General features: G+C 63.7%; 22 protein-coding genes. 9 read left to right on the forward strand and 13 right to left on the reverse strand.

The window, feature by feature from the left end:
• Positions 1 to 2: 2 nt before the first annotated feature.
• Both cysE and trmB read right to left on the reverse strand, forming a co-directional pair.
• On the reverse strand, positions 3 to 827 hold the full coding sequence (gene cysE / locus FV139_RS17075) for a serine O-acetyltransferase (protein ID WP_148069692.1): 825 nt from the start codon (positions 825 to 827) through the stop codon (positions 3 to 5).
• 51 nt (positions 828 to 878) lie between these two features.
• Positions 879 to 1523, reverse strand: a complete 645-nt coding sequence (gene trmB / locus FV139_RS17080) for a tRNA (guanine(46)-N(7))-methyltransferase TrmB (RefSeq protein ID WP_148069693.1) — start codon at positions 1521 to 1523, stop codon at positions 879 to 881.
• 147 nt (positions 1524 to 1670) lie between these two features.
• Here trmB and FV139_RS17085 point away from each other — a divergent pair, with 147 nt between their 5' ends.
• The gene (locus FV139_RS17085) at positions 1671 to 2393 is read left to right on the forward strand and encodes an acyltransferase (protein ID WP_148069694.1); all 723 of its coding nucleotides are present in this window, start codon (positions 1671 to 1673) and stop codon (positions 2391 to 2393) included.
• A gap of 78 nt (positions 2394 to 2471) precedes the next feature.
• Here the strand turns inward: FV139_RS17085 and FV139_RS17090 are convergent, their stop codons facing one another.
• From FV139_RS17090 to FV139_RS17110, 5 genes are read right to left on the reverse strand one after another with little or no spacing between them, the layout of a single operon-like run.
• Entirely contained in the window at positions 2472 to 3452 is a 981-nt protein-coding gene (locus tag FV139_RS17090; RefSeq protein ID WP_148069695.1) for a serine/threonine protein kinase, read from the reverse strand.
• Complete coding sequence (modC, locus tag FV139_RS17095) at positions 3449 to 4540, reverse strand: molybdenum ABC transporter ATP-binding protein (protein WP_148069696.1); 1092 nt, start codon at positions 4538 to 4540, stop codon at positions 3449 to 3451. The genes FV139_RS17090 and modC overlap by 4 nt, the downstream gene beginning before the upstream one ends.
• The gene (modB, locus tag FV139_RS17100) at positions 4537 to 5220 is read right to left on the reverse strand and encodes a molybdate ABC transporter permease subunit (protein ID WP_148069697.1); all 684 of its coding nucleotides are present in this window, start codon (positions 5218 to 5220) and stop codon (positions 4537 to 4539) included. Before modB ends, modC begins: the two co-directional genes overlap by 4 nt.
• Positions 5211 to 5915 carry a molybdate ABC transporter substrate-binding protein gene (gene modA / locus FV139_RS17105; RefSeq protein ID WP_187276605.1) on the reverse strand — a complete coding sequence of 235 codons (705 nt, stop codon included), beginning with the start codon at positions 5913 to 5915 and terminating at the stop codon, positions 5211 to 5213. Before modA ends, modB begins: the two co-directional genes overlap by 10 nt.
• 36 nt (positions 5916 to 5951) lie before the next feature.
• On the reverse strand, positions 5952 to 6677 hold the full coding sequence (locus FV139_RS17110) for a ComF family protein (protein WP_148069699.1): 726 nt from the start codon (positions 6675 to 6677) through the stop codon (positions 5952 to 5954).
• A 78-nt stretch (positions 6678 to 6755) separates the two neighbouring features.
• On the opposite strand from FV139_RS17110, the gene bioB reads away from it, so the two are divergent.
• The 6 genes from bioB to FV139_RS17140 all read left to right on the forward strand — a co-directional run bounded on the left by bioB (position 6756) and on the right by FV139_RS17140 (position 13622).
• Positions 6756 to 7808, forward strand: a complete 1053-nt coding sequence (bioB, locus tag FV139_RS17115) for a biotin synthase BioB (RefSeq protein ID WP_148069700.1) — start codon at positions 6756 to 6758, stop codon at positions 7806 to 7808.
• Positions 7809 to 7833: 25 nt separating this feature from the next.
• Entirely contained in the window at positions 7834 to 9009 is a 1176-nt protein-coding gene (gene bioF / locus FV139_RS17120) for an 8-amino-7-oxononanoate synthase (protein ID WP_148069701.1), read from the forward strand.
• On the forward strand, positions 8999 to 10609 hold the full coding sequence (gene bioC / locus FV139_RS17125; protein ID WP_148069702.1) for a malonyl-ACP O-methyltransferase BioC: 1611 nt from the start codon (positions 8999 to 9001) through the stop codon (positions 10607 to 10609). The genes bioF and bioC overlap by 11 nt, the downstream gene beginning before the upstream one ends.
• Positions 10606 to 11283 (forward strand): dethiobiotin synthase, encoded by a 678-nt coding sequence (gene bioD / locus FV139_RS17130; protein WP_148069703.1) that lies wholly within the window; start codon positions 10606 to 10608, stop codon positions 11281 to 11283. Before bioC ends, bioD begins: the two co-directional genes overlap by 4 nt.
• A gap of 215 nt (positions 11284 to 11498) precedes the next feature.
• Positions 11499 to 13292 carry an acyl-CoA dehydrogenase C-terminal domain-containing protein gene (locus FV139_RS17135; RefSeq protein ID WP_148069704.1) on the forward strand — a complete coding sequence of 598 codons (1794 nt, stop codon included), beginning with the start codon at positions 11499 to 11501 and terminating at the stop codon, positions 13290 to 13292.
• 111 nt (positions 13293 to 13403) lie between these two features.
• On the forward strand, positions 13404 to 13622 hold the full coding sequence (locus FV139_RS17140) for a DUF3094 family protein (protein WP_187276606.1): 219 nt from the start codon (positions 13404 to 13406) through the stop codon (positions 13620 to 13622).
• On the opposite strand, the gene FV139_RS17145 is transcribed toward FV139_RS17140, so the two are convergent.
• The 3 genes from FV139_RS17145 to FV139_RS17155 all read right to left on the reverse strand — a co-directional run bounded on the left by FV139_RS17145 (position 13616) and on the right by FV139_RS17155 (position 17281).
• Positions 13616 to 15181: a tetratricopeptide repeat protein gene (locus FV139_RS17145; protein WP_148069706.1), complete on the reverse strand. Its 1566-nt coding sequence runs from the start codon at positions 15179 to 15181 to the stop codon at positions 13616 to 13618. The genes FV139_RS17140 and FV139_RS17145 overlap by 7 nt on opposite strands.
• A 449-nt stretch (positions 15182 to 15630) precedes the next feature.
• Positions 15631 to 16128, reverse strand: coding sequence for a hypothetical protein (locus FV139_RS17150; protein WP_148069707.1), 498 nt, complete (start codon positions 16126 to 16128; stop codon positions 15631 to 15633).
• A gap of 100 nt (positions 16129 to 16228) precedes the next feature.
• A complete protein-coding gene (locus tag FV139_RS17155) occupies positions 16229 to 17281 on the reverse strand; it encodes a fatty acid desaturase (protein ID WP_148069708.1) in 1053 nt (350 codons plus the stop codon).
• Between the two features lie 193 nt (positions 17282 to 17474).
• On the opposite strand from FV139_RS17155, the gene FV139_RS17160 reads away from it, so the two are divergent.
• Together FV139_RS17160 and FV139_RS17165 are read left to right on the forward strand one after the other, a co-directional pair.
• Complete coding sequence (locus FV139_RS17160) at positions 17475 to 18608, forward strand: AraC family transcriptional regulator (RefSeq protein ID WP_148069709.1); 1134 nt, start codon at positions 17475 to 17477, stop codon at positions 18606 to 18608.
• Between the two features lie 502 nt (positions 18609 to 19110).
• On the forward strand, positions 19111 to 19887 hold the full coding sequence (locus tag FV139_RS17165) for a hypothetical protein (RefSeq protein ID WP_148069710.1): 777 nt from the start codon (positions 19111 to 19113) through the stop codon (positions 19885 to 19887).
• A gap of 339 nt (positions 19888 to 20226) precedes the next feature.
• Here the strand turns inward: FV139_RS17165 and FV139_RS17170 are convergent, their stop codons facing one another.
• From FV139_RS17170 to epmB, 3 genes are all read right to left on the reverse strand, one after another.
• The gene (locus tag FV139_RS17170; protein ID WP_148069711.1) at positions 20227 to 20775 is read right to left on the reverse strand and encodes a PilZ domain-containing protein; all 549 of its coding nucleotides are present in this window, start codon (positions 20773 to 20775) and stop codon (positions 20227 to 20229) included.
• A 158-nt stretch (positions 20776 to 20933) separates the two neighbouring features.
• Positions 20934 to 23456, reverse strand: a complete 2523-nt coding sequence (locus tag FV139_RS17175) for a TonB-dependent receptor plug domain-containing protein (RefSeq protein ID WP_148069712.1) — start codon at positions 23454 to 23456, stop codon at positions 20934 to 20936.
• A 273-nt stretch (positions 23457 to 23729) separates the two neighbouring features.
• Complete coding sequence (gene epmB / locus FV139_RS17180; protein ID WP_148069713.1) at positions 23730 to 24764, reverse strand: EF-P beta-lysylation protein EpmB; 1035 nt, start codon at positions 24762 to 24764, stop codon at positions 23730 to 23732.
• Positions 24765 to 24837: the final 73 nt, after the last annotated feature.

A 24837-nucleotide genomic window follows, 5' to 3' on the forward strand; every position in this document is an offset into this window, starting at 1 on the left:
CCTTAGCTGGCTTTCTGCTGCTTGGCTGCGGCCGCTTCGTCGCAGCAGAAATCGTGCTCCATTTCCAGTGCGGGAGACTCGGAGGCGGGGCGGCCGACGACCTTTGCGGGTACTCCGGCCACGGTCGTGTGGGGCGGTACTTCCTCCAGCACCACACTGCCGGCGCCGACCTTGGCGCCATCGCCTACCCGGATATTGCCGAGAATCTTGGCGCCAGCACTGATCAGTACGCCGTTACCGATTTTCGGGTGGCGGTCGCCATCTTCCTTGCCGGTGCCGCCCAGGGTGACGGACTGCAGGATCGATACGTTATTGCCCACCACGGCGGTTTCGCCGATCACCAGGCCAGTAGCGTGGTCCAGCATCAGGCCGTGGCCCAGTTTGGCCGCGGGGTGGATATCCACGCCAAACTCCGATGACATCCGGTTCTGGAAGAACAGCGCCAGTGAGCGGCGGCCCTTGTTCCACAGCCAGTGCGCCACGCGATAACTCTGCAGTGCGTGGAAGCCCTTGAAATACAGGAACGGAATGTAGAGTTCATTGCAGGCGGAATCCCGCTCCTCCACGGCCAACAGGTCGGCGCGCACCGTTTTACGCAGGCAGCTGTCGTCACCCAGGGCCTCATCCATGACCTCGCGCAGCAGCAGCGCCGAGGCGGCCGGGCTGTCCAGCTGGTTGGCCAGGTGGAAGCTCAGGGCATCCTCCAGGTGGTTGTGGTTGAGGATGGTGGCGTGCAGGTAGCTCGCCAGCATCGGCTCGGCGGCGGCCTGGGTGCGGGTTTCCTCGCGGATGCGGTCCCATACCGGGTCATTCTGGATTACTGACATGTCTCTAACCTCATTGCGGGCCAGTTACTCTAGAGCATAGCGCGTCTGGCGTCATCCGCGGTACCGCCACAGCGGGTGTCCACTTTTGCGGTACTTTTCTTCAAAAAGTGTCAGGGGCGGATCGCCACTGACGCGCTCGATGCGCCCCTGCCGACCCGCCAGGGTCATGGCGAGCCCGAACTCCTCCACATAGAGTTGCCAGTTGGAGCGAAGTTCCACCCGGCCCCCCAGTTGCAACAGCAGCGGCAGGCTGGCGTGGCCGTGGATGCGCCTCTGCACGTGCCCCGGCTTGGGCCAGGGGTTGGGGTAGAGAAGGTAGTGGTGGTCTACCGTACAGCCCCGCTCCAGCAGCAGTTGCCAGATACCCTCACATTCCGCACGCAGCAGCAGGTAATTGTCGAATTCACCGCCGGCGTGGCGCTGCAGGCGCTGGGCGGACTTGTCCACACCGACCACCAGGTGGTTCGGATAGCGGGCTGCCAGGAGTGCTGTGCTCTGCCCCGTGCCGCAGAACGAGTCCAGTACCAGTGACCGCGGCTCCGCTGCCAGCCGTTGTTCCAGTGCGGCAAAGGCCTCCCGGTTAAACGGTGCCACCGGTTTGCGCCAGGGCTCGGCCAGGTGCCGGCGCACCAGTTCCGGCAGGCGGGGATGGGTCCAGGCCTGGCTGCTGTTGACGGCGCGGGAGTTGGCTTGCAAAACGGGGGGGCTCCTGTAACAGTGATGGCCGGCGACCTCCGCCGCGGGCAGTGTGTGCAATCCGCGCCATGGTAAACGGGCGCTGCTCATTTGAACAAACTCGTTGGACAAACTCCGCCGGCCACTTTCCAAACAAGAACAGAACCCATGCGCAAGGACACCCGTCCCTACTGGCTGAAAAAAGCCTACCTCTCGTTTCGCCGCTGGTATACCGACTATTTTCTCCGCCCCGAGTGCGAGTACTTCGGCCCCCACGAAACGGTGATGAAACCCTGGTACGTGAACATCTCCGGCCCCAACATCCGTATCGGCCACAGCTTTACCGCCATCGGCGAGCCGATGCACCGGGTGGAAATTGGTGTCTGGGGCCGGGAGGAGGGCGCCGGCCGAGTGGAGATCGGCGACTGTGTGCTGATGAGCCCCGGTTCCCGAATCAGCGCTTCGGATGAAGTCACCATCGGCGACGGCACCATGTTCGCCAATGGTGCCTACGTCACTGACTCGGACTGGCATGGCATCTACGACCGCACCAGGCGGGATGAGCGCGTGACCCCGGTGCACATTGGCCGCAATGTCTGGCTGGGTGATCACGCGACGGTGCTGAAGGGGGTGACCATTGGCGACAATTCGGTGGTGGCCGCCCGGGCGGTGGTGACCCGCGATGTGCCGGCCAATGTGGTGATGGCGGGGAATCCGGCGAAGGTGGTTAAAGAACTGGATCCAGAGCACGGGTTTACCACCCGGATGGATTATTTTGCGGATCCGGCGGGGATGGAGCGGTTTTTTGACGAGGTGGATCGGCAGGTGCTGGGGGGGAACAGTTTCTGGCGCTGGGCGTGGGGGGTGGTTTATCCGCGGTCGAAGCGGTAGCGGGTTTGTTCTCTGCATGGGGGCGACCCAGGGGGCCGCTTCCAGAGAAGAACGTATTAGCAGCACACAACCAGCCCATCACAACAACCGCAGCGGCTCCTCCTGCAACGCCCCCAACTGCTCCCGCAACTCCAGAATATGCTCCGCCCAGTAGCGTTCCGTGTTGAACCAGGTGAAGCTGCGGGGGAAGGCCGGGTCCTCCCAGCGGCGGGCCAGCCAGGCGGCGTAGTTCACCAGGCGCATCGAGCGCAGGGCTTCCACCCAGCGCAGCTGGCGGGGGTGGAAATCGAAGAACTCCGAATAGCCCTCGATCAGCTCGCTGAGCTGCAGTTCCCGTTCATGGCGCTCACCGCTCAGGAACATCCACAGATCCTGGATGGCCGGTGCCATGCAGCAGTCGTCCAGGTCGACAAAATGCGCCGTGTCATCGCGCCACAGAATATTGCCCACATGGCAGTCGCCGTGGACCCGTATCCAGTCCTCCGGCTGTAGCTCCCCGTAGAGCTTTTCCACAATCTCCAGCAGATCCTCCGTCAACGTGGCGTAGGCCGGGCGCAATTCCGCCGGGATGAAGTGCTCGATCAGGAATTCCCGGGGTTCTGCCAGCATCGTCTGCACCGACAGTGACAGCCGGTGCTGGAACGGCCGGGCTGCGCCCACCGCGTGGATGCGACCCAGGGTACGGCCGAGCACCAGTTGGCTGTCGGGGTTGTCCAGTTCCGGCGGGTAGCCGCCGCGGCGGGGGAACAGGGCGAAGCGGAATCCCGCGTGTTCGTGCAGGGTTTCGCCAGCGGCATTCGACAGCGGTGCGACCACCGAGATGTCCGCCTCCACCAGTTCCAGGCTGAAGCTGTGCTCTTCGAGAATCTGGGCATCGCTCCAGCGCCCGGGACGATAGAACTTGGCGATCAGGGGATCGCCTTCTTCCAGGCCCACCTGGTAAACACGGTTCTCGTAGCTGTTTAACGCCAGCAGGCGAGCGTCGCTGAGAAAACCGGCGGACTCGACGGCATCGATGACCAGATCTGGCGTCAGGGTGTCATAGGGGTGCTGGTTCATGCGGGATCGGCGATCTCCGTTAACAGGGCGGTGCTCTTGATCTGGGCAAAAACGTGATCGCCGGGTTTCAATTGTAGTGTAGTTGCTGACTTGCGGGTGATACGGGCCAGCAGGAACTGCTCGCCCACGGCGAGCCGTACCAGCGCCCGCGGGCTGTCTCCGGTTTCGATTTCAGTCACCTGCACCGGTAGCACGTTCAGGATACTGGTTTGTCGGGGTTGCTCCCGGCACAGGCTCACGTCCCGGGCGGGGATGCGCAGGCGGTGTTGTTCCCCGGGGGCGCCCGGCATGTGGTTTACCCACAGTGAATGACCTTCGGCCCGCAGTTCGCTCAGGCCGAAGGCCTCGTCGTGACCTGCCAGTTCGCACTGCAGGATCGCGGCGGCCTGCTCGTCCCGTGACAGGGCACAGTCAATGCGGCTGCTCAGGGCCAGCAGGGAGCCGTGCTGCACGACCTGGCCGCTCTCCAGGATCAGTAGCCGATCGGCCAGCTGGCTGACCTCCTCGGCATCGTGGCTGACATACAGCGCGGGTACCTGGCTGGCGCAAATTGCCCGTTTCAGGGCATCGAGGCACTGTCTGCGACTGTCGCCGTCGAGGTTGGCCAGGGGTTCGTCGAGCAGCAACAGGCGCGGTGCGGCCAGCAGGGCTCTGCCCATGGCCACGCGCTGGCGCTGGCCTGCGGACAGGGTGTCGCACTGGCGGTGCAACAGGGGCTCGAGGCCCAGCCAGTGGCAAACCTCCGCCACCGAGGGGCCGCTGCTGTGACGGTGGCGTTGCAGGCCGTAATGCAGGTTGCCCTCTACATCGAGGTGCGGGAACAGGCGCGCATCCTGGAACACGTAGCCGATACCGCGTTGCCAGGGAGGGAGCTGAGTGGCGTTGTCCTGCCAGGGCGTAGTGTCAAAGTGTATCTGGCTACCGGGTTCCGCGCTGCGCAGGCCCGCGATGCATTCCAGCAGGGTGGTCTTGCCGCTACCGCTGGCCCCGTAAATTGCGGTGACACCGAGCAGTGGCAGGTTTTCGGACACCTCCAGCAGGAAGTCGTCGGCGCCCCGGCAGCGCACCCTGAGTGCCAGTTGACTCATGACGCCACCGCCCGGACGCGGCCGTTGCCGCGGTACAGCAGGAACAGCAGCGCCAGTGAAAACAGCACCAGTCCCACCGCCAGCCGGTGCGCCTCGGCAAACTGCAGGGATTCCACATAATCGTAAAGGGCCACGGAGACCACCCGCGTTTCCCCGGGTATGTTGCCGCCGATCATCAGGATTACGCCGAACTCACCGACGGTGTGTGCGAATCCGAGGCACGCGGCCACCAGGAAGCTGCGCCGGCACAGCGGCAGCACGATAGAGCGAAACTGGTCCAGTGGTGGAGCGCCCAGGGTGGCGGCCGCCTGCAGCAGAGAGGCGGGTACCCGGGTGAAGGCAGCCTGCAGTGGTTGCACGACAAAGGGCAGGGAATAGATCACCGAGCCAATTACCAGCGCACTGAAGCTGAACGCCAACTGGTTGCCGGTGAGTTGCTGCCAGAGTCGACCGATGGCGCTGTCGGGAGCCAGCATCAGCAACAGGTAAAAGCCGAGCACGGTCGGCGGCAGAATCAGCGGCATCGCCACCAGCGCCTCGACCAGGGCGGGCAGGTTGCCGCTGCGCCGCGACAGCCACCAGGCGAGCGGTGTCCCAAGTAGTATCAGGATGAGCGTGGTCGTCCCGGCCAGTGCGAGAGTGAGGTAGATGGCATCGAGTTCCGCCGGGCTCAAGGGCAGCGCCCGTAGCCGGCCTGGCCGAGTTCAGCCTGGATCGCCGGGCTCTGCAGCCAGTCGAGAAACCCTTCTGCGGCGGGGTTGTTCGCCGCGCGCTGGAGGATCAGGGCATCCTGTTGCAAGGGGGAGTACCAGCCCCGGGGGATGGGAATGCCGGCTTCCTGCGCCAGGGAGCGGGGCACCAATGCCAGTTCGACGCTGCCGCTGTGCCAGAACTGCCAGGTCTGTACGGCGTTGTTACCGCGCACCAGGTGCCGCCCGTGGCCGGCCGCGAAGGCCGGCCGCTGCAGGACTTCCTCGGCGGCACGCCCGTAGGGTGCGGTGGCGGGGTTGGCGATGGCAAGGCTTTTGCCGGGGTCGGCGAGGGCATCCAGTTCGCCCCCCACCAGCACCAGTTCACCGAGCGCGTAGCAACGGTGGCTGGAGCCGAGCCCCTGTTCCGCCAGCGCGGCCGGTGTGGCGCTGTCGGCCGCGAGCAGGACATCGAAGGGCGCGCCATGGCGGATCTGGTTGTAGAGTACGCCGGTGGAAGCGCTGCTCAGGGTCAGGTTGTTGCCAGTGGCTTTTTGGTAGGCCGGGGCGAGTTGTTCCAGCACCACTCGAAAGTTGGCGGCCACGGCAATCCGCAGGGATTCCGCAGCCCACCCGTTCAGGGGTGCGAGGGTGATAAAGAGGCACAGCAACCAGGTTGATCGCACAGGAATCCTTGTCAGTCCGCTTTATGACCCACAATGTCAGGGCGCGGGTGTGCGCGCCAGGCACCAGAGCTGCACTTCCCGCGCGCCGCCGGCCTTCAGGCAGCGGGCCAGTTCGTTGGCTGTGGCTCCGGTGGTCAGGACGTCGTCCACCACAGCGACCCGCAAATTCTCACAGCGCCCGCGCAATGTAAAGGCGCCCCGCAGGTTACGCGAACGGGCCCGGGCATTCAGCCCGGCCTGCACTGCTGTGGCACGCTGCCGGTGCAGCAGGCCGAGCTGCAAGGTACTGTTTGCCAGCCCGGGGTGGCCGCGGTGAATCAGCTCGGCCAGTTGGCTGGACTGGTTGAAGCCCCGTCGCCAGCGCCGGCGCCAGTGCAGGGGGACGGAGGTAACCAGGTCGACCGGTGGTGGCTTGATGACGGCACTGCGCCAGAGCTCGGCCACTGTGATGCCCAGGCGCGGCAGCGGCTGGTATTTCCAGCGTTGGATCAGCAGGGCGATGCAGGGATCGTAACGATAGGGTGCAACCACGTGGTCGATGATGGGAGGCCGCTGCAGGCAGGGCCCGCACAGGCTGGCCGTCGGGCTGGCCAGGGGCAATGCGCAGCGCCGGCAGCAGTGCGCGTTAACGGGCAGTTCGCTGCAGCAGGCAGGGCACATGGGGAGGGCCTGCCGACTCGGCAGACCGCAGAGCAGGCAGTACTGGGGTAGCAGGGCATCGAGACATTGCTGCGCCCAGCTGCGCCGGGAGATGTTAACCACTAGCGGTTATCATGGTTGACAGCAGTTCTGTTCGATTTATCATGGTCCTCCTTCCTGTCACGATCACTGGATACCCCTATGTCGGTTGCCGATCTGAATTCCGCCGCCGGGCAAGCGCCCGCTGTCCGCCACGACTGGACCCGCGCCGAGGTGCAGGCCCTGTTCGACCTGCCGTTCAACGATCTGCTGTTCCGGGCGCAAACGCTGCACCGCCAGTATTTTGACCCCAATGAAGTGCAGGTGAGCACATTGCTTTCCATCAAAACCGGCGCCTGCCCGGAGGACTGCAAGTACTGCCCCCAGAGCACCCGCTACGACACCGGGCTGGAAGTGGAAAAGCTGATGGAGGTGGAAAAGGTGCTGGAACAGGCCCGGGCGGCGAAGTCCTCCGGTGCCACCCGCTTCTGTATGGGCGCCGCCTGGCGCTCGCCGAAGAACCGGGACATGCCCTATGTCACCGCCATGGTGCGAGGGGTCAAGGAGTTGGGCCTGGAAAGCTGCATGACCCTGGGTATGCTCACCGACGAGCAGGCGCAGGAACTGGCCGAGGCCGGCCTCGATTACTACAACCACAACCTCGATACCTCCCCGGAATACTACGGCGAGATCATCACCACCCGGACCTACCAGGATCGGCTGGAGACCCTGGACCACGTGCGCAAGGCCGGGATGAAGGTCTGCAGTGGCGGCATTGTCGGCATGGGCGAGAACGCCGGTGACCGCGCCGGTCTGCTGCAGCAGCTGGCGAACATGCCACAGCACCCCGAGAGCGTGCCGATCAACATGCTGGTGCGGGTGGAGGGCACTCCCCTGGCGGACGAGGCCGACCTCGACCCCTTCGACTTCATTCGCACCATCGCCGTGGCCCGCATCATGATGCCGGCATCCCACGTTCGCCTGTCCGCCGGCCGCGAAGAGATGAACGAGCAGATGCACGCCCTGGCGTACTTCGCCGGCGCCAATTCCATCTTCTACGGCGAGAAACTGCTGACCACCCCGAACCCGCAGGCCAACAAGGACATGGAACTGTTTGGCCGCCTGGGCATTCGACCCGAGCAACGGCAGGTCGACGCCGAGCCGGCCTCGCCGGACCCGCGCTTCTACGACGCGGCCGCCGGCGCACGCGCCTGAGCCGGCATCCGCGCCTGTTCTGACGATGTCCGAGTTTGCCCACCGCCTGGCCAGTGCCCTTGAGGAGCGCCGGCAGCAGCACCTCTATCGAGAGCGGCTGGTGCTGGAATCGTCCCAGGGGCCTCAGGTTCGGCTGGCGGGGCGGGAGATGCTCAACTTCTGCAGTAATGACTACCTCGGTCTTGCCGCCCATCCGAAGGTAATCGAGGCCCTGCGGCGCGGTGCCGAAGAATACGGTGCCGGTAGCGGTGCCTCCCACCTGGTCTGTGGCCACAGCCGGCCGCACCATACACTCGAGGAAGCCCTGGCCGAGTTCACCGGCCGCCCCCGGGCGCTGCTCTTCGGCAGCGGATTTGCCGCCAACACCGCGGCGCTTTCGGTGCTGCTGCAGGCCGGCGACACCGTGCTACAGGATCGCCTGAACCACGCTTCGCTGTTGGACGGTGGCCTGCACAGCGGTGCACGCCTGAGTCGCTTCCCCCACAACGATGTCGAGGCGCTGGAGCGCAAGTTGAACGCCGTATCCGGCCCGTCAATGGTCGTGGTCGACGGCGTGTTCAGTATGGACGGCGACGTCGCGCCACTGGCGCAACTGGCGGCGCTTACCCGGCGCCACGATGCCTGGCTCATGGTGGATGATGCCCATGGCTTCGGTGTGTTGGGGCAGCGCGGGGCCGGTAGCCTGGAGGCGGCCGGCCTGGATTGCGAGGATGTGCCGGTGTTGATGGCCACCCTGGGCAAAGCCCTCGGCTGCAGCGGTGCCTTCGTTGCCGGCAGCGAGGTGCTGGTGGAGTCCCTGGTCCAGTTTGCGCGCAATTACGTGTATTCAACGGCAATGCCGCCGGCCCTGGCCGTGGCTGGATTGGCGGCGTTGAACCTGCTGAGTGAAGAAGGCTGGCGGCGAGCCTATTTGCAAAACCTCATCGCACGGTTTCGGCGTGGTGCGGGGCAGCTGGGCCTGCCGCTGGCGGACGTGGGTGGTCCCATCCAGCCGCTGTTGATCGGCGCGGCGGATGAGGCCCTCGCCTTGAGCCAGGCACTCCGCGAGCGCGGCCTGCTGGTCGGCGCGATCCGGCCACCCACCGTACCGGCGGGTACCGCGAGACTGCGCATTACCCTGACGGCCAGCCACACCGAAGCGCAGGTGGACCAGCTGCTGGACGCTCTCGATAACGCCGGAGCCGCCCGCCATGCGGCCTGAGCTGATCTGCGAGCGACTCTGGGCCAACGGTGAGCCGCGCGCGGAACTGGTGCTGTTGCACGGTTGGGGCAGCAGCCGGGATTGCTGGCGCGGCCTGCTGGCGAGTGTCAGGCCCTGGGCTAATGTTTCCCTGCTGGAGTTACCCGGTCTCGGTGCCGAGGCCGCAGCGATTAGCGCCACGGAACTGGCCGCCCGTGTTGCCGAGGCCTGCCCCGAAGGTGCGGTACTGGTGGGTTGGTCGCTGGGTGGGCAACTCGCGACCCTGGCGGCCGCACAGGCCCCCGAGCGTATCCATGCCCTGGTTACCCTGGCCAGCAACCCGCATTTTACCGCGAGGGGCGATTGGCCAGGGGTGGATCCCGCTCAGTTGCAGCAGATGATGGCTGCCCACCGGGCCGACCCGCGGCGCAACCTGGAGCGCTTCGAGGCGCTGCAGTCCCTGGGCCAGAGCGGCGCAGCCGGACTGCGGCGCTCGCTGGCGGCCTGCCGCGGCACGCCCGAGGCCTGTGGCCCGGGGCTGGACTGGCTGGGCCAACTCGACACCCGGCAGGCGTTGGCGGACCTTGTGCAGCCCCAACTCCACTTGCTGGGCACTAACGACACATTAATTCCACCCGCGCTGGCGCGCGCCCTGGCCGACTGCGTTGCCGGCGCCGCGGACGCCAGCGTGGAGAGCCTGCCGCAAGCGGGCCACGCGCTACCTCTACAGTGCCCGGACGCCATCGGGCAGCGGCTGCGGGTTTTTCTGGAAGAGCGCGGCCTGTTGCGGCCTTCGCCAGGGGGGGGGGCGGTCCTCGATAAACAGGCCATCGCCGCCTCCTTCGGCCGTGCCGCCAGTACCTACGACAGTGTGGCGGCATTGCAGCGTGACGTGGGGCAGCGACTGCTGGCCCGCATTCCGCCGCAGGCGCGGCGGGTGGAAACGGTCCTCGACCTGGGTTGCGGTACCGCGTACTTCCAGCCCGCCCTGGAACAGCGATTTCCAGGTGCGAGCTACCTGGGCCTGGATCTGGCGACCGGGATGCTCGATTACGCCCGCCGGGAGCGCGGTCGCAGTGGTTGCTGGGTAGCGGGCGACGCCGAACAACTGCCGCTGGCCAGCAACTCGGTGGACCTGGTGTTCTCCAGCCTGGCGATTCAGTGGTGTCAGCGCCCCGAGGCCCTGTTTGCCGAACTTGCGCGGGTTTTGCGGCCCGGTGGCGTCTGCGTGGTCAGTACGCTGGGGCCGGCGACCCTGCACGAGTTGCGCAGTGCCTGGGCAGCGGTAGATGGCGAGCGCCATGTGAACGACTTTCTGCCGGCGACAACGCTGGCACAGGCAGCTTTCGCGTTGCAAGGGGGCCTGGACTGGCAGCTGGAGCACGAGTCCCTGTGCCTGCAGTACCGCCATCTCCGTGAGCTGTTCGCTGAGCTCAAGGGAATCGGTGCCCACAACGTGCACAGTGAGCGCTCCGCCGGCCTCGGTGGCCGCCGGGCACTGGCGGGGATGATGGCCGCCTACGAAGCGTTCCGGGAGGGTGACTTCCTCCCCGCCACCTACGAGGTCTACTACGGCCTGCTGAGCAAGTCGGCTTCCGGCGCCCGCGAGGAGGCGGCGTGAGCAAGACCTGGTTCGTGACCGGTACCGACACCGAGGTGGGCAAAACCGCGATCAGCTGCGCCCTGCTGCAGGCGGTTGCACGCCGGGGCCTGCGCACCGCCGCAGTCAAACCGGTGGCGGCAGGGTGCGATGAGCAGGGGCACAATGAAGACGCTTTGGCCCTGCAGGCGGCGATGACAGAAGACCTGCCCTATGCCCAGGTGAACCCGGTGGCGCTTGCGCCGCCGCTGGCCCCGCATATCGCGGCGGCGCAGGCCGGGCGGCGCTTGCAGGCGTCACGCCTGGCGGGGCTGTGCCGCGGCGTGTCCAGCGGCCCGGCCGACGTTGTGCTGATCGAGGGGGCGGGTGGTTGGCGTGTGCCACTCAACGACCGGGAGACGCTGGCGGACCTGGCCCGGGAGCTCGGTGGCGGTGTGATCCTGGTGGTGGGCATGCGCCTCGGCTGCATCAACCATGCCCTGCTGACCGCCGAAGCCATCGCCCGCGACGGGCTGACACTGGCCGGCTGGGTAGCCAACCAGTGCGGTGAGCGGATGAGTTGTCACGAGGAGAATGTCGCTACCCTGCAGCGCTGGCTTCCCGCGCCCCTGTTGGGGGAGGTGCCCCGGCTAACGCCCTTTGATGCGAGCCTGGCAGCCGAGCACCTTGATATATCGAGCCTGATAGGTAAGTAAGCGCTTGCATTAGTAGCTCCTGGGCAGACCCGATTGATCATCTTATAACCACTTTTCCTGCCCGACCCCCGCCGTTCTACTGAAAAGATATTTGACACAGCGCGATTTTTCCGCAGAATGTGATCGCCGAACACATTGGCCCCCCTCGCAAGCCACGCGCGAGATGTATCCCGGGGCCCCACTACGCTACTGACACCTGATACGAGGTAATAGCTATGCCTGAGTACAAGGCCCCGCTGCGCGATATGCAGTTTGTGATGCACGAAGTACTGGATTCCGAAGCGCTGTACCAGAGCCTTCCCGGATACGAGGACGCCACCGCCGACCTGATGAACGCGATTGTCGACGAGGGCGCGAAGTTTGCTGAGAACGTGCTGTCACCGCTGAACCACAGCGGCGACGAAGAAGGCTGCAAGTGGTCCGATGGCGAGGTGAAAACTCCCGAGGGCTTCGCCGCGGCCTACCAGCAATACGTGGAAAATGGCTGGCCGGCGCTGCCCGCCGATCCCAACTACGGTGGCCAGGGCATGCCCGCCTTCCTGGGCAGTGTCGTGAGCGAAATGATTGGCACCGCCAACTGGTCCTGGGGCATGTACCCCGGCCTGTCCCACGGCGCGGTGAACACCCTGGAAGCCCACGGTGACGAAGAGCAGAAGCAGAAGTACCTGACCAGGCTGATCGAGGGCACCTGGACCGGCACCATGTGCCTGACCGAGTCCCACTGCGGTTCAGACCTGGGCTTGCTGCGCACCAAGGCCGAGCCCCAGGCTGACGGCAGCTACGCCATCTCCGGCACCAAAATCTTTATCAGTGCCGGTGAGCACGACATGGCCGAGAACATCGTCCACATCGTTCTGGCCCGCCTGCCCGACGCACCGGAAGGTACCAAGGGTATCTCCCTGTTTATTGTTCCCAAGTTCAACGTGAATGCCGACGGCAGCCTGGGCGAGCGCAACGCGGTGCACTGTGACTCCATCGAGAAGAAGATGGGTATCAAGGCGTCCGCCACCTGCGTGATGAGCTTCGATAACGCCAAAGGCTACCTGATCGGCCCGCCCAACAAGGGCCTGGCCTGCATGTTCACCTTTATGAACACCGCCCGTATCGGTACCGCCATCCAGGGCCTGGCCCACGGTGAGCTGTCCTACCAGGGCGCCCTGGCCTACGCCAAGGACCGCCTCTCCATGCGCAGCCTGAGCGGCCCGAAGAACGAGAACGGCCCGGCCGACCCGATCATCGTGCACGCCGACGTGCGCCGCATGCTGCTGACCCAGAAAGCCCTGGCCGAAGGCAGCCGCGCATTCATCTACTTCCTCGCCCAGCAGGGCGACATTGTCCACGCTGCCGATGGTGATCGCGCCAAGAAGGCCGACGACCTGCTGGCCCTGTTGACGCCGATTGCCAAGGCCTTCATCACCGAGACCGGCTTTGAGTCTGCCAACCACGGCGTGCAGGTGTTCGGTGGTCACGGCTTTATCAGCGAGTGGGGCATGGAGCAGATCGTGCGCGACGCCCGTATCTCCATGCTGTACGAAGGCACCACCGGCATCCAGGCGCTGGACCTGATCGGCCGCAAGGTGCTGGGCTCTGGTGGGCAGTTGCTGCTGGGCTTTACCAGCCTGATCGAGGAGTTTTGTGGCGCCAACACCGACGAGGCGATTGCGCCCCTGGTAGAGACGCTCGGCAAGTACAAGGACGAGTGGCTCGAGCTGTCGATGAAGATCGGCGAAGCTGCCATGAAGAACCCGGACGAGGCCGGTGCTGCAGCGGTGGACTACCTGATGTACTCCGGCTACGTCACCCTGGCGTATTTCTGGGCCCGAATGGCTGCAGTGGCCCAGGCGAAAATCGCCGCCGCCGAGGGCGACACCTCGTTCTACGAGGCCAAGCTGATGACCGCGCAGTTCTACTTCGACCGCCTGCTGCCGCGCACCGCGGCGCACAAACAGGCGCTGTTGTCCGGAGCGGACAACCTGATGCAACTGCCGGAAGCGATGTTTGCTTTCTAGTGAGTTGGCGGCCCATGCCCCGCCGGTAAGTGGCGGGGTGACTTGAGGCCTTGAAGGAGGGACAATAGCGCGAGCGTTGTCCCTTTTTTTATTGCCATGGCCGAATCGCAGATGCCAATACCCACGCCCTCACCCACACCCGCTGAAGAAGACGGGCCACGCCTCAAGGCGGAGGATCAGGCGAAAGTTGACGCCTTTCTCCAGCGCGGCGTCAACTCGGTGGAGCGCAAGCCTTTTCGGCCCTTCCGCCTGCTGTTGGTACTGGTGGCAATTGTGATGGGGCTGAGCCTGTTCAGCCAGCTGCTGGCCCGCTGGGCCGGCGTCTACTGAGCTGCTTTCTCCAGGCAGTAGAACCCGCCGTCAAGCCACTCCCCGCGTTCCATGCGCAAGGGGGTGATTTCGAAGTGCCGCAGTGACAGTCCCGCCTGCTCGGCACATGCTTCCACGTACGCTTTGCTGTGCGCATAGCGCGCGCTGCGCAGGAGCTTATAGTCCCCCTCCAGCAGGTGTTCGGTGGTGAACAGGAAGTGGGCGCCGGCGGCCGCGACATGTGCGACGGCGAGGAAGAGTTGGTCCAGGCGACCCAGGTAGACCAGGGTATCGGCGCAGACGATCAGGTCGGCAGGGGTTTGCAGTTGGGGTAGTGTACTTAGCAGGTCGCCCTCGATCAGCTCATCGTATACACCCTTCTTTTCCGCCTCGCGCAGCATTTGCGCCGACAGGTCGATACCGGTCAGGCTGGCGACGGTATCGCGGAAGGCCACGCCGGCCAGTCCGGTGCCGCAACCCATGTCCAGTCCATTCCCCAGACCTTGTTCCGCGCTGCTGAGTTCGTCATACAGGGCTCGAAGTTTGGTGGGGGCGGTATAGCCCAGGGAGTCGCTGAGGTGTTTCTCAAAACCCACCGCGTAAGCGTCAAACACAGAGCGGACGTAGGCTTCCGGAGCGCGCTCACTGGTCCTGTCCTGCAGTGCGTTCAGGCGGTGGCGAGCGCTGATGTCGCCCGGATTGAGGGCCAGCGCTTTGGAGTAATTTTCGGCTGCCGCCGAAAACTGGCCAATATTGCTTTGCACCCCGGCCAGTCCATGCAGCGCGCTAACATCGTTCGGGTTCTCCCTCACGAGGCGCTGGTAACAGCCTCCGGCATCGGCCATTCGGCCCTGGCTGAAATACGTTGTGGCCAGGCCTCGCCGGGCGGCGTGAAAATCATCGCGAATGCCCAGGGCACTCTCATAGGCGGCGATGGCGTTATCCGCGTCACCGAGATCCACGTAGGTGTTACCCAGGTTGTGATAGGTTTCGGCGGACAAGGGGCGCAGCTTGAGGGAAGCCTGGTAGCTGCCTACCGCCTCCCTGAACTGCCCCAGGCCGCGCTGGCTGTTGCCGAGGTTGTACCAACTGTCGGGGTCCCGGGGGTTGCTCGACAGCACAGTCTGATAGCAGCGTGCCGCGTTCTCGAAACGCCCCAGCTTGCTGTAGGCGGCCCCGAGGTTGTTAATGGCGTCGGTGAAGTCCGGTTGCAGGCTCAGGGCCTGGCGGTAGTTTTCCACCGCGGCTGCCGGCCGGTCCATCCGGGTGTGGATGACTCCCAGCAGGTTGTGCAGGGCCGGTTGCTCCGGGTGATGACGCGCCAGTTGGCTGCACTCTGCCCGGGCCGCTTCCAGCTTGCCGCTAGCCATCAGGCGGGTTACTCGTTCGAAGTCATCCCGAGTCAGCGGGCCACCAGGCTGCGACTGCAGAGCCTTCAGGGCCTTGCGCGCCTTCTTGTTGCCGGGCTGCTGGGCGAGAATCTGGTGGTAAATTCGCATTGCCGCTTCCACCTCACCGTTGCTGGCGAGGGAGCGGGCTTCGGCCATGTGCTGGTCGGCACTGGAGGAACGTTGGCTCATTTGGGCGTACTGGACTGGGCTGGAACGGGAGGGTTACTGTAATTGGCCGGCCCGCATTAGTACAGACCAGTCGACGTGCGCCCCGCAGGTTCACCCCAGTGTCAGGGCTGCGGTAGTGGCCGGCTACTGGTGAGGGGTTGCCCGCCCCCGATGACGCTATAAATCTCTTTCTCTGGGGGGTTGGTTCGTGGCAGGCGCTCTGGTATGTTTGCGCCCCCTCGAAAATCATCGGTGTGTAGCGCAGCCTGGTAGCGCACTTCCTTCGGGAGGAAGGGGTCGGAGGTTGGAATCCTCTCACAGACCAAATACCCTCGGGTGTATACCGGCCGCATAGGTAACACTCTTGGAGTAAACGGGCTCTCCCCCACCGACTCCACCCCAATCCAGCTCTCGATCAGAATGCACAGGGCCGCAGCTGGCAACGCTGGGGTCCGGCTTCCAGTTTTCGACTACTGGGTGGCCGTGCCTCGCGCGAGCAGCCCGCGAATTCCCAGTACGCCAACAAGAACAAAGATCCCGCCAACCACTTCCACGCCCATCCACGCCAGGGGCGCAGGCGCCGCGCCCTCCGTGGTGGCGGCCAGACCGCTCACCAGGAAAAACATGAACGCGTAATTGTTGAACAACCACGGGATCGCCTCACCCACTGCCACAATTGTGTAGACGACCAGGCAGATGAACGCCAGGCGCGCGGTTGCGACACCGAGCAAGGGGGCTGCCAGTTGCACGAATTCGACGGTGAGCATGTAGCAACCTATTCCCACCAGGCCGCCAAGCAGAAGGTGCGGTGCACGAGACCGGTCCATGTGGCATTCGAAGAACAAGATCATCACCAGGAAGACCGGCCAGGCAGGCAGGTGAAATCGGTGAAGAATCAGCTCAATCACCACAATGAGTGCCAGGAGATAAAGGCCAAAGATCAAACGTTCTTTTTTGATGGTCGCCATGGGTGATCCCATCCTGCTGTGTCTTATCGTTAGTAAAAAGGCGGCCCGCCAGGCGACCTCAGGCGTCCAGCGGGCAGTCGATAGAGTACGCCGGGGTTCTCTAATAGGCGGGCTGACCCGAGCGGCCGCCAGCCAGATCCTCTATCTCCCGGGTTGGGAAATGGTTGGCGCGTGAAAAGGTGCCCAGGTCATTGAAGCGCACACCGTTGTCGCGCATTACCCGGTGGGCCACGGGGGCCGTGAGTTGCCGGATGTAGAAGGGCTCGCCGACCACGAAGTGGTGGATGCCGTGAGTACTGCCAAAGTTGAAGCAGAAAAGCTGCATCGGCCACAGGAACCAGGCGTTAAGCACCTGGGTCTGCTGCAACACGGAGGTCACACCCCCGTAGTAGTGCATGCTGGAACTGATGAAATTGATACAGAACGAACGCAGGTAATGGGGGGCGATCAGTATGACTACCAGTTTGTTGATCCAGGCCATGTTGGCCAGGGTCAGGTCGGACCAGGTAATGCTGGACCCGACGACGCTGGCGGCAGCATTGGCGCCGTGGAACCCCAGGAAACCGTACCAGACCACGGCACAGGCAACCGACACAGGCATATTGGCTCGCAGGATGCGCAGGGCGTGTTTCATTTTCCCGCCGCGGGGTGTTTCAAACAGCGCCCTGACGAGGTTGCCGGTGAAAGTGTCGAGCATTAGCGCTGTGCGCACAATCCCATAGCGCTGGCCGTTGCCGATGCCGCGCTCCTCGAGGTCTTCCGGGGTACCCGATACCTTGTGGTGCAGGAAGTGCAACTTCCGACGCACCCAGGGATTGATGGTACCTGGCCGCAATATCCAGGCGGTCATCAGCATGAGGTTCTGCACCCACTTCTGCCGCCGGAAGTACTGGATGTGGATGAGATCGTGTTCCAGCTCGTGCAGCAGTGATGTAAACAGCGCCACCAGCGGTATCGTTAGCCAGGCACTGATATGGCCGTGCCAGTAGGCCCAGCCGGTGGCCAGAACACCAGCCACGGCAAACAGGAAAATGCCCAGCCCGATAGCATCCTGGTGCTGCAGGATCGGGTAGGTCTGCCGTAGTTCCTGCCCCCGGGACCGGATCGTATCCTGAATGACCTTGATGCGTTGCTGTTCGGTCGCTTTATGCATTGCGTTGCCCTCCTCTTTTCGAAAGACCTGCATGGCAGTTATCTGCCTTTGCGTCTGGTGGCAGGGTCAAACGTTATCGGTGAGCATTTATTAAGGCCATAACCGTGAGATAAAATGGCCTGAAATCCACGTAAACTGTCCCGTTTACTGTGTTTTCGTAATAGGTGCCCGAGGGGCGACCCGGAGAACCTGCATGCAGAGCTTTGAAGACCAGGCACTGTTTCCCGCCTCGGAGCTGTTCCTGATGGACCGCTTCATGGCCGGGCAGGGCATACGCCCACGCCAGTGGTTACTGGGTACCGGGTTGGGGGAAGCCGTGACTAGGGATCCGGCGGCGGTGGTCTCGCTCAATCAACTCAACACGGTCTACCGCAACATATATCGCCTCTCCAGTTATCCGGATATCGGCCTGCGAGTCGGACGGGCCCTCAACCTGTCTCGCTGGGGCTCGCTCAGCATGGCCCTGATCAGTGCGGGTAGCCTGCGTGAGGCCCTGCGGACTGCAGGGCGCTTCCGCTTGTTGATACACAGCCGGTTCGACCTGCCGCCCGAGCAGCGTGGTGATTACGTGGTGATAAAAATCCTGCGCCGCGACACGATGAGTTTCCCCGTGAACGAGATCTTCGCCCACGAGATGCTGATCGGAACCCTGACCAGCATGATCGGTGACCTTCTGGCCGAACCGTTCAGCTTCAGTCGTATTCAGCTCCATTACAGCGCGCCCCGTTACCAGCGCAGTTACCGGGAGCACTGCGGATGCGAGGTCGAATTCGACTGTCAGGAGTCCGGGCTGTGGATACCCAGGCAGCTCATGACCCGGCCCCTGGCGCTTACCAATCCCATTACTGAGGGCCAGGTGACCGCGTTGTGCGAGCGCGAGTTCAACCGACTTGAACAGTTACAGCAAGGGGACATTGCCGGGATGGTACGTGGTTTGCTCGCCAGCGCCGGGCCGCCTCCCCCCGGGCTCGAGCAGCTCGCGGAGCAACTGGCAATGAGTCCGCGGACCCTGCGACGGCGCCTGCGGGACGCCGGTACGAACTATCGCAGCATCCTGAAGGACCACCAGTTGCAGGTGGCGATGCAGGGGCTTGCGCGGGATGATGCCATTATCAGCACGGTAGCTGAGCAGTGTGGCTTCAGCGACGAGGCCGGGTTCCGGGAGGCTTTCAAGCGGTGGACACGGATGACGCCGAGGGAGTACCGCGCCCAGTTCAGCAGCAAAAAATCAGAGCACACAAAAAGCGCCGCAGGTCAGGGTGCTTTTATTTCCGCCACTACTGGTTACGGGTCGTGCGCATCTTCTTGCGGTCGGACCGGGGCTTGAAAAAATCCGGTAGATCCATGTCTGCCGGTACCAGTGCGTGACTGCGATGGGATACCACATCGAACCCGATTTCATTGCCCTCCTGGTCGAGTACCGGCCGAAACACCAGTCCATTCAGCCCCGAGGAAGTCTTTCGTGAGTTGCTCAGCCGGGCTTTCAGGCGATGCACCCATTGCCTGACCCACCCTCTCGATGGCGAAACAGTCGAATTCTGCGCAGGTGCTTTCATCGCGCTCCTTTCTTCCGGCTGGGGCAAGTCGGTTCACGTTAGCATGCCGACAGAGATGTGAACCAGTGTGTTTCCGCCCCGGCAGTTTTCAAAGTTGCTGGTGTCTCGCGGGTTCGTTCACTGGCGGGGCTGTTGCTGCTGCGAGTGAAAGTTAGTCTGGGCAATTCTTGTCGCCTGAGGGCGCGGTCGCGGGCGAAACGACTCACATCGCCTATAGTTTTCTTTATTTGAGTGCGCCGTGCCGCTTTTCCGGTGCAGGTACTGGGGGGAGTCGTGAACAAGTTTTTGAAGATCGCACTGGGGCTGGTCTGCTTCATTGGCCTGGTGATCGGGGCCGTGTTTTTCTTCACGGCGGGCATGGTGGAGACCGCCGATGAATTCTTTGCCGCGGTGAAGCGTGATGATATGAAAGCCGCCTACAGCTACTTGTCGGAAGATTTCCAGGCATCGACCAGCGAGGCCGAACTTGCCGCGTACCTGGCAAAAAACCGCCTGAACCAGGTGAGCGAGGCGAGTTGGGGAGCGCGTTCGGTGGAGAGCGGCCGCGGCAATCTCAAGGGCTCGATTACGACGGACGCCGGTGGTGTTGTTCCCGTTACGCTGGGGTTCGTAAAAGGTGATGAGGGTTGGCGCATCTACACGATCCAGAAGCCGGCCTCAGGTATCCAGCAGGAGAGTGGCGGGCCCCAGGTGCCGGGTGAGGAGGAACTGGTACGCCTGGTGGATGGTTCGGTGCAGGTGTTTGTCCAGTCGGTGCAGGAGCGGAGCATGGAAACCTTTTACGACCATGTCTCCAGACTCTGGCAAGACCAGTTCACTGTCGACAAGTTCGATGAAGCCTACGCGCCCTTTTATGCCATGGATGTAGACTTTTCCCTCTTGCGGACTGTGAGCCCAGTCTTCACGAGTGCGCCGACGATTGACGAAAACGGTGTGCTGGAAATATCCGGCTACTACCCCACCCAGCCGCAACAGTTCCAGTTCAGGCAAAACTACATCTACGAAGGGCTGAGCTGGAAGCTGGTGGGGCTGTATGCGTCCATTCAATAGCGCCGCCGACGCACCCGCACGGCGGCACTGAGGTGAAGAATTCACATTTCGCTAATATGTACTAACCTCATCAGACTGCATGGGTGAGTGTCCAACGCGCGGTGTTGTGCTGTTTTTGTGTTGTGTAACCCCAGGTGCCCGCCTCGTTCATCGACGTAGCGTGGCGCTGGCGCGGAGTGTCGCTGGTTTGGGCCCCGGGGGGGCGTTATTTCCAGAGAAGGAAAATGCATGAACGCGATCGCCCGGTACTATTCCCATCTTTTGTATGAAGATGGCTGTCATTGCTTTGTATTTCGATGATGGATAGCGGCAAACTGTCTGCGGGCTAGTGGGCCTGGCTCAGGCCAGGTTCCACTTCAAATCCAGGTTCTTGTCCAGCCACAGGGATTCCAGCGCGTAGAGAATCTCTGTCAGCGCGGCCGGCGGTTTGAGGCGGCCGTCATCACCGAAGATTTCCGGGAAGTGGAAGGCGAAGCGGGTGTTGTCGTCGTAGCGTCGTACCAGCACGGCGGGCAGGCTGACGTACTTGTCCTCGAAGGCGAGCTCGATACTGGCCTTGAGGCCGGGGTCCGCATCCAGGGTGTCGGACTGCACCCTGATGCCGGTAACGCTGAGATCCGCCGGTAGCACCTGCACTGTGCCCTCCGCGCTGCTGACGGTCACGCGCAGCTGCGACAGTTCGTCGGGGCGCAATTGATCCAGATCCAGGCGATAGCCGCGGCGGCGATTGCTGCGCGCTTCATTGTGCGCCCGGATAAATTCGGCGATCAGGGGCAGGTCTTCATCGGCGACCCGGGTGCTGGTTGCGGCCGCGCCCTCGCCAATACTGAACACCATGCTGTCGCCCTCGCTGCGGATGCAAAGCTCCCCTGATTGTATCTGTTTCATTGTCGAAACCTTTTTGGTCGAGCCAAGGAGTGACTTGTAGATTACGCGAGATGGCGCTGTAAACGGGAGGGGACCACTACCCAAAATAGGGAAGTTGCAAAGCGCAGGGATAGAAGGATGCGGGGGGTGCGACACCGGTCGCACCCCCCGGTGCGGGACTAGAAGTCGTACATGACCCGCAGATAAGCGAAGCGGCCGTTAAAGCCACCCGGTGACCACTGGCTGTAGCGGTTGCCCACCCCTGCGGCTGCGTTGGGGTTCTCGTCGGGCAGATCGTCGAACAGGTTATCGGCGCCGACCACCACGGTGAAGCCGGGGGCGCCGAAGGTGTAGCCCACTTCGGCGTCGACCACGCCGTAGCCGTCGTAGGCCAGGGTATCCTCGGAGTCGTACCAGTCATCGTAGTAGCTGTACCGCGCCATAAAGCGCCAGTCGCCCATCATGTGGTTGGCCATGAGGTTCCAGCGGGTCTCCGGCAGCGCCTCCTCCAGCTCCAGGATGCGGGTGTCGTCGATCAGCCCGGGCACGAAGTCCTCCACGGTGGTTTCGGTCTGGTTGAAGGCCAGGTTGAAGTCGGTCACCCCGAGGCCGCTTTCCAGGCTGTAGGTGGCCACCACGTCAAAGCCTTCGGTATTGGTGTCGAAGCCGTTGGCGAAGAAGCGGAAGGTAGACAGACTGTTGGCACCGGCTACGCCCTGGGCGATCAGTGCATCGCGCTCGGCGTCAGTCAGGGCGAAGTTCTGCGAGGTGCCCAAGCGGTCGTCCACATCGATGTTGAAGTAGTCGATGGTGACGGCGAGGCCGCCGAACTCCAGGATGATGCCAGCGGTGTAGTTGGTGGACTCTTCCGGGTCGAGGGGCACACCACCGCGCAGCTGGGCCACCGGGCTGGTGGCCGGGATGGTGCCGTTGTTCTCCAGCTCATTGGTGGCCAGGTTGAACTCGGTGGACACGTTATAGGCATTGGATTGCCCCGGTGTCGGTGCCCGGAAGCCGGTGCTCCAGGAACCGCGCAGCCCGATGCTGTCGGTCAGCTGGAAGTGAGTGGCCACCTTGCCGTTGGTGGTGGAGCCGAAGTCGTCGAAGTCCTCCCAGCGCAGGGCCACCGCCAGCAGCCAGTCGTCGGTGACGTCGGCCTCCAGGTCGATATAGGTCGCGATGTTGGAGCGGCTCCACTTACCGGCCGCCAGCGGACCAAAACCGGGGAAACCGTTGGAGGCGGCGCTGAAGCCCTGGTCCGCCAGCGGTCCAACCTCCCAGGAGGGCTGGTCGCCGATGGTGATCTCGAACTCCTCGTCGCGCCACTCGAAGCCACCGGCGATGTTGAGGTCTGAGGCCAGGCCGATATCCACCGGGTAGGAGAGGTCGATGTTGAAGTTCTTCTCGAACTGGGTGTAGGCGCCCGGGTCGAAGGCGGTGGGCGACTGCGGCCCCAGGGAGGCGTTCACCGTGTTGATAATGAAGAAGTCGGCATCGTTGTAGCCCATGCCGGCGCTGACATCCCAGGACAGGCCGCCGTCAGTGGTGCCGCGGGCACCGCCGACCAGGGAAAAGTCCTCTGTTTCGGCGCCGAAGCTGGGGGTAAAGCCGCCCGGGAACACTTCGTTGAAGACGAAGCAGTCGGGGTTATCGATAATCGCCTGCAGGCCCGCCGCGTCATCGGTCCTGAGATTGGTGGGGCAGTTGCCCGACAGGTCCTCGGTGACATCGCCCACCAGCCGGATCTGGTTGCCATCGGCGTCGGTGCCGGAGCTGAACACTCCGGAACGGGTATCGGGGTTCCGGAAATAGAAGCCGCCGGTCACCTCCTTGGAGGCGTAGTTACCGAAGGCGTAGGCCTCGGTGCTGTCGTTCAGGTTCAGGCCCAGGTTGAAGATCGTTTTCAGGTCTTCTTCTATTTCGGGATTCCCCCACACCTGGGCGGGGTTGGCAACCAGGGTATTGCCGCCGGCGATCAGTGCGGCGGCATCGTCGCGCTGCACACTGCGGCTGGTGGGGTCGGATTCACCGTATTCGAAGCTGGCATTGATGAAACCGTTGGCAGTGAACGGCAGTCCGATGTTGCCCGCCACGGAATACATGGCCTCGTCGCTCTCCTCGGTGTACATGCCGTACTTGGCCTCGAGGCTGCCGCCCTCGCTGTAGTCCTTGAGAATGAAGTTCACCACCCCGGCAATGGCGTCGGAGCCGTACTGGGCGGCGGCACCGTCGCGCAGCACTTCCACCTGTTTCAGTGCGATGGCGGGAATCACCGAGATATCCGGGCCCTGGGCTCCGTCGTTGACGCCGTTACCCAGCCAGGAGATCACCGAAGCGCGATGGCGGCGCTTGCCGTTGAGCAGCACCAGGGTGTGGTCCGACGCCAGGCCGCGCATGTTGGCCGGGCGAACCACGGTGGCGGCATCGGATATCGGCTGGCTGTTGACGTTGTAGGACGGGACGGTATTGCGCAGCAGGGTAGTGAGGTCTGAGGCCCCCTGGTTGCGGAATTCATCTCCACTCAGTACGTCGATGGGCGCCGCCGATTCAAAGACTGAGCGCGCCTCCCGGCGGGTACCGGTCACCACGACCTCTTCGAGAGCGGTCTCCTCCTGGGCATTGCTCACCTGCGAGTAACCGGCCGTCAGAGCGACCTGTGCGGCGATGGCCCAGCTGAGCTTGCTGCGTCTGAAAGTCTGCATTGTATAAATCCCTGCCTGTTGTCAGATTATTAGCGTTATTAGTTTTAGCAGGCGGCATACTCCACCTGCCGGCGGACGCCCGGGTCTCTCCGCACCCGTTGTCGGCGTACCCGTTTTTAAACTACGCCGCTGGCAGGCAGGTTTGAAAGGGAAAAAGTGGTAAAAATCACGCCCCCGCGAGGCACTTCGACAGCGCAGCGGGGGGAGGGGAGCTGCCTCGGCGTCACCAGTGGGACCGGTCGGGGGCTGGTTCAGGCCGTGTACAGTAGCTGTTCAGGCTTTACGGGGCAGGGCTGGCAGGGTGGTTTTGGCGGCTTCGCCGGCAATCTCCTGCACCAGGCGCGGCACCAGGTAGCCTGGCAGGCGGGCTGTGATACCCGCGTGTAACTCGCGCGCGCGGAGGGCCTCCACTTCGAAGTGGGCGGCACCCTGTACCCGGTCCAGCAGGTGCAGGTAATAGGGCAGGGCGCCGTGGGCGAACAGGCTCTCGCTCAGCGCCACCAGGGCGTCTTCGGAGTCATTCACACCGGCCAGCAGCACCGCCTGGTTGAGCAGGGTCATGCCGCGCTCGCGGATGCGTCCGAAGGCGCGGCCCACGCTCTGGTCGAGCTCGTTAGCGTGATTGCTGTGCACCACCATGACCGTCTGCACCCCGGGAGGGGAGAGGGCATCCAGCAAATCCGCTGTCACCCGGTCGGGCAGTACCACCGGCATGCGGCTGTGCACACGCAGGCGCTGTACGTGGGGGATGGCGGCAATATCCTGGCAAAGTGCTGCCAGGTGGTCGTCCTCGGCGACCAGGGGGTCGCCCCCGCTGAGAATCACTTCGCTGATGCTGGCGTCGTCGCGTACGTAATCGAGGGCGTCCTGCCATTCCCGGCGGCTGTTGCGGTTGTCACTGTAGGGGAAGTGGCGGCGGAAGCAGTAGCGGCAGTTCACCGCGCAGCCGCTGGCCACCACCAGTAACAGGCGGCCGCGGTATTTGTGGATGATTCCAGCACGGGGGTTGGCGCTGCCCGTCTCGCCGGTGGGGTCGGGACCGAAGCCGGGTGCCGCCACCAGTTCATCCGTACTCGCCAGCACCTGGCGCAGCAGGGGGTCGCGGGGGTCTCCTGCCTGCATCCGGCGCACGAAGGCGCGCGGGACCTTCAGGGCAAAGTCGGCGCAGGCTTCCTCACTGAGCCCGACATCGGCGGGGCTCAACTGCAGCTCCTTGAGCAGGGAGGCGCCGTCACTGATGACAGAGCGCAGCTGGTCGCGCCAGTCCGCATCCAGCGCGACTGGCGTCAGGTGTCGGGGATTGTGCATGGTGAGGTGTCGGGTGCTGTCAGGCCTTGGTGTCGGGTGGGTGTCGGGTGGTTGGCGAGGAGCCGGCGGGGGC

Origin of the sequence: Parahaliea maris, assembly GCF_008064665.1 — a bacterium.
Classification (GTDB): Bacteria; Pseudomonadota; Gammaproteobacteria; order Pseudomonadales; family Halieaceae; genus Parahaliea; species Parahaliea maris.

Bases quoted from the DNA above. Each gene is read 5' to 3' on its own strand.
- FV139_RS17170 (WP_148069711.1), bottom strand. From the start codon at position 20,775: ATGAAACAGATACAATCAGGGGAGCTTTGCATCCGCAGCGAGGGCGAC.
- FV139_RS17150 (WP_148069707.1), bottom strand. From the start codon at position 16,128: ATGGCGACCATCAAAAAAGAACGTTTGATCTTTGGCCTTTATCTCCTG.
- FV139_RS17145 (WP_148069706.1), bottom strand. From the start codon at position 15,181: ATGAGCCAACGTTCCTCCAGTGCCGACCAGCACATGGCCGAAGCCCGC.
- FV139_RS17090 (WP_148069695.1), bottom strand. From the start codon at position 3,452: ATGAACCAGCACCCCTATGACACCCTGACGCCAGATCTGGTCATCGAT.
- FV139_RS17160 (WP_148069709.1), top strand. From the start codon at position 17,475: ATGCAGAGCTTTGAAGACCAGGCACTGTTTCCCGCCTCGGAGCTGTTC.
- FV139_RS17085 (WP_148069694.1), top strand. From the start codon at position 1,671: ATGCGCAAGGACACCCGTCCCTACTGGCTGAAAAAAGCCTACCTCTCG.
- bioB (WP_148069700.1), top strand. From the start codon at position 6,756: ATGTCGGTTGCCGATCTGAATTCCGCCGCCGGGCAAGCGCCCGCTGTC.
- FV139_RS17135 (WP_148069704.1), top strand. From the start codon at position 11,499: ATGCCTGAGTACAAGGCCCCGCTGCGCGATATGCAGTTTGTGATGCAC.
- FV139_RS17140 (WP_187276606.1), top strand. From the start codon at position 13,404: ATGCCAATACCCACGCCCTCACCCACACCCGCTGAAGAAGACGGGCCA.
- bioC (WP_148069702.1), top strand. From the start codon at position 8,999: ATGCGGCCTGAGCTGATCTGCGAGCGACTCTGGGCCAACGGTGAGCCG.
- epmB (WP_148069713.1), bottom strand. From the start codon at position 24,764: ATGCACAATCCCCGACACCTGACGCCAGTCGCGCTGGATGCGGACTGG.
- FV139_RS17155 (WP_148069708.1), bottom strand. From the start codon at position 17,281: ATGCATAAAGCGACCGAACAGCAACGCATCAAGGTCATTCAGGATACG.
- bioF (WP_148069701.1), top strand. From the start codon at position 7,834: ATGTCCGAGTTTGCCCACCGCCTGGCCAGTGCCCTTGAGGAGCGCCGG.
- modC (WP_148069696.1), bottom strand. From the start codon at position 4,540: ATGAGTCAACTGGCACTCAGGGTGCGCTGCCGGGGCGCCGACGACTTC.
- FV139_RS17175 (WP_148069712.1), bottom strand. From the start codon at position 23,456: ATGCAGACTTTCAGACGCAGCAAGCTCAGCTGGGCCATCGCCGCACAG.
- cysE (WP_148069692.1), bottom strand. From the start codon at position 827: ATGTCAGTAATCCAGAATGACCCGGTATGGGACCGCATCCGCGAGGAA.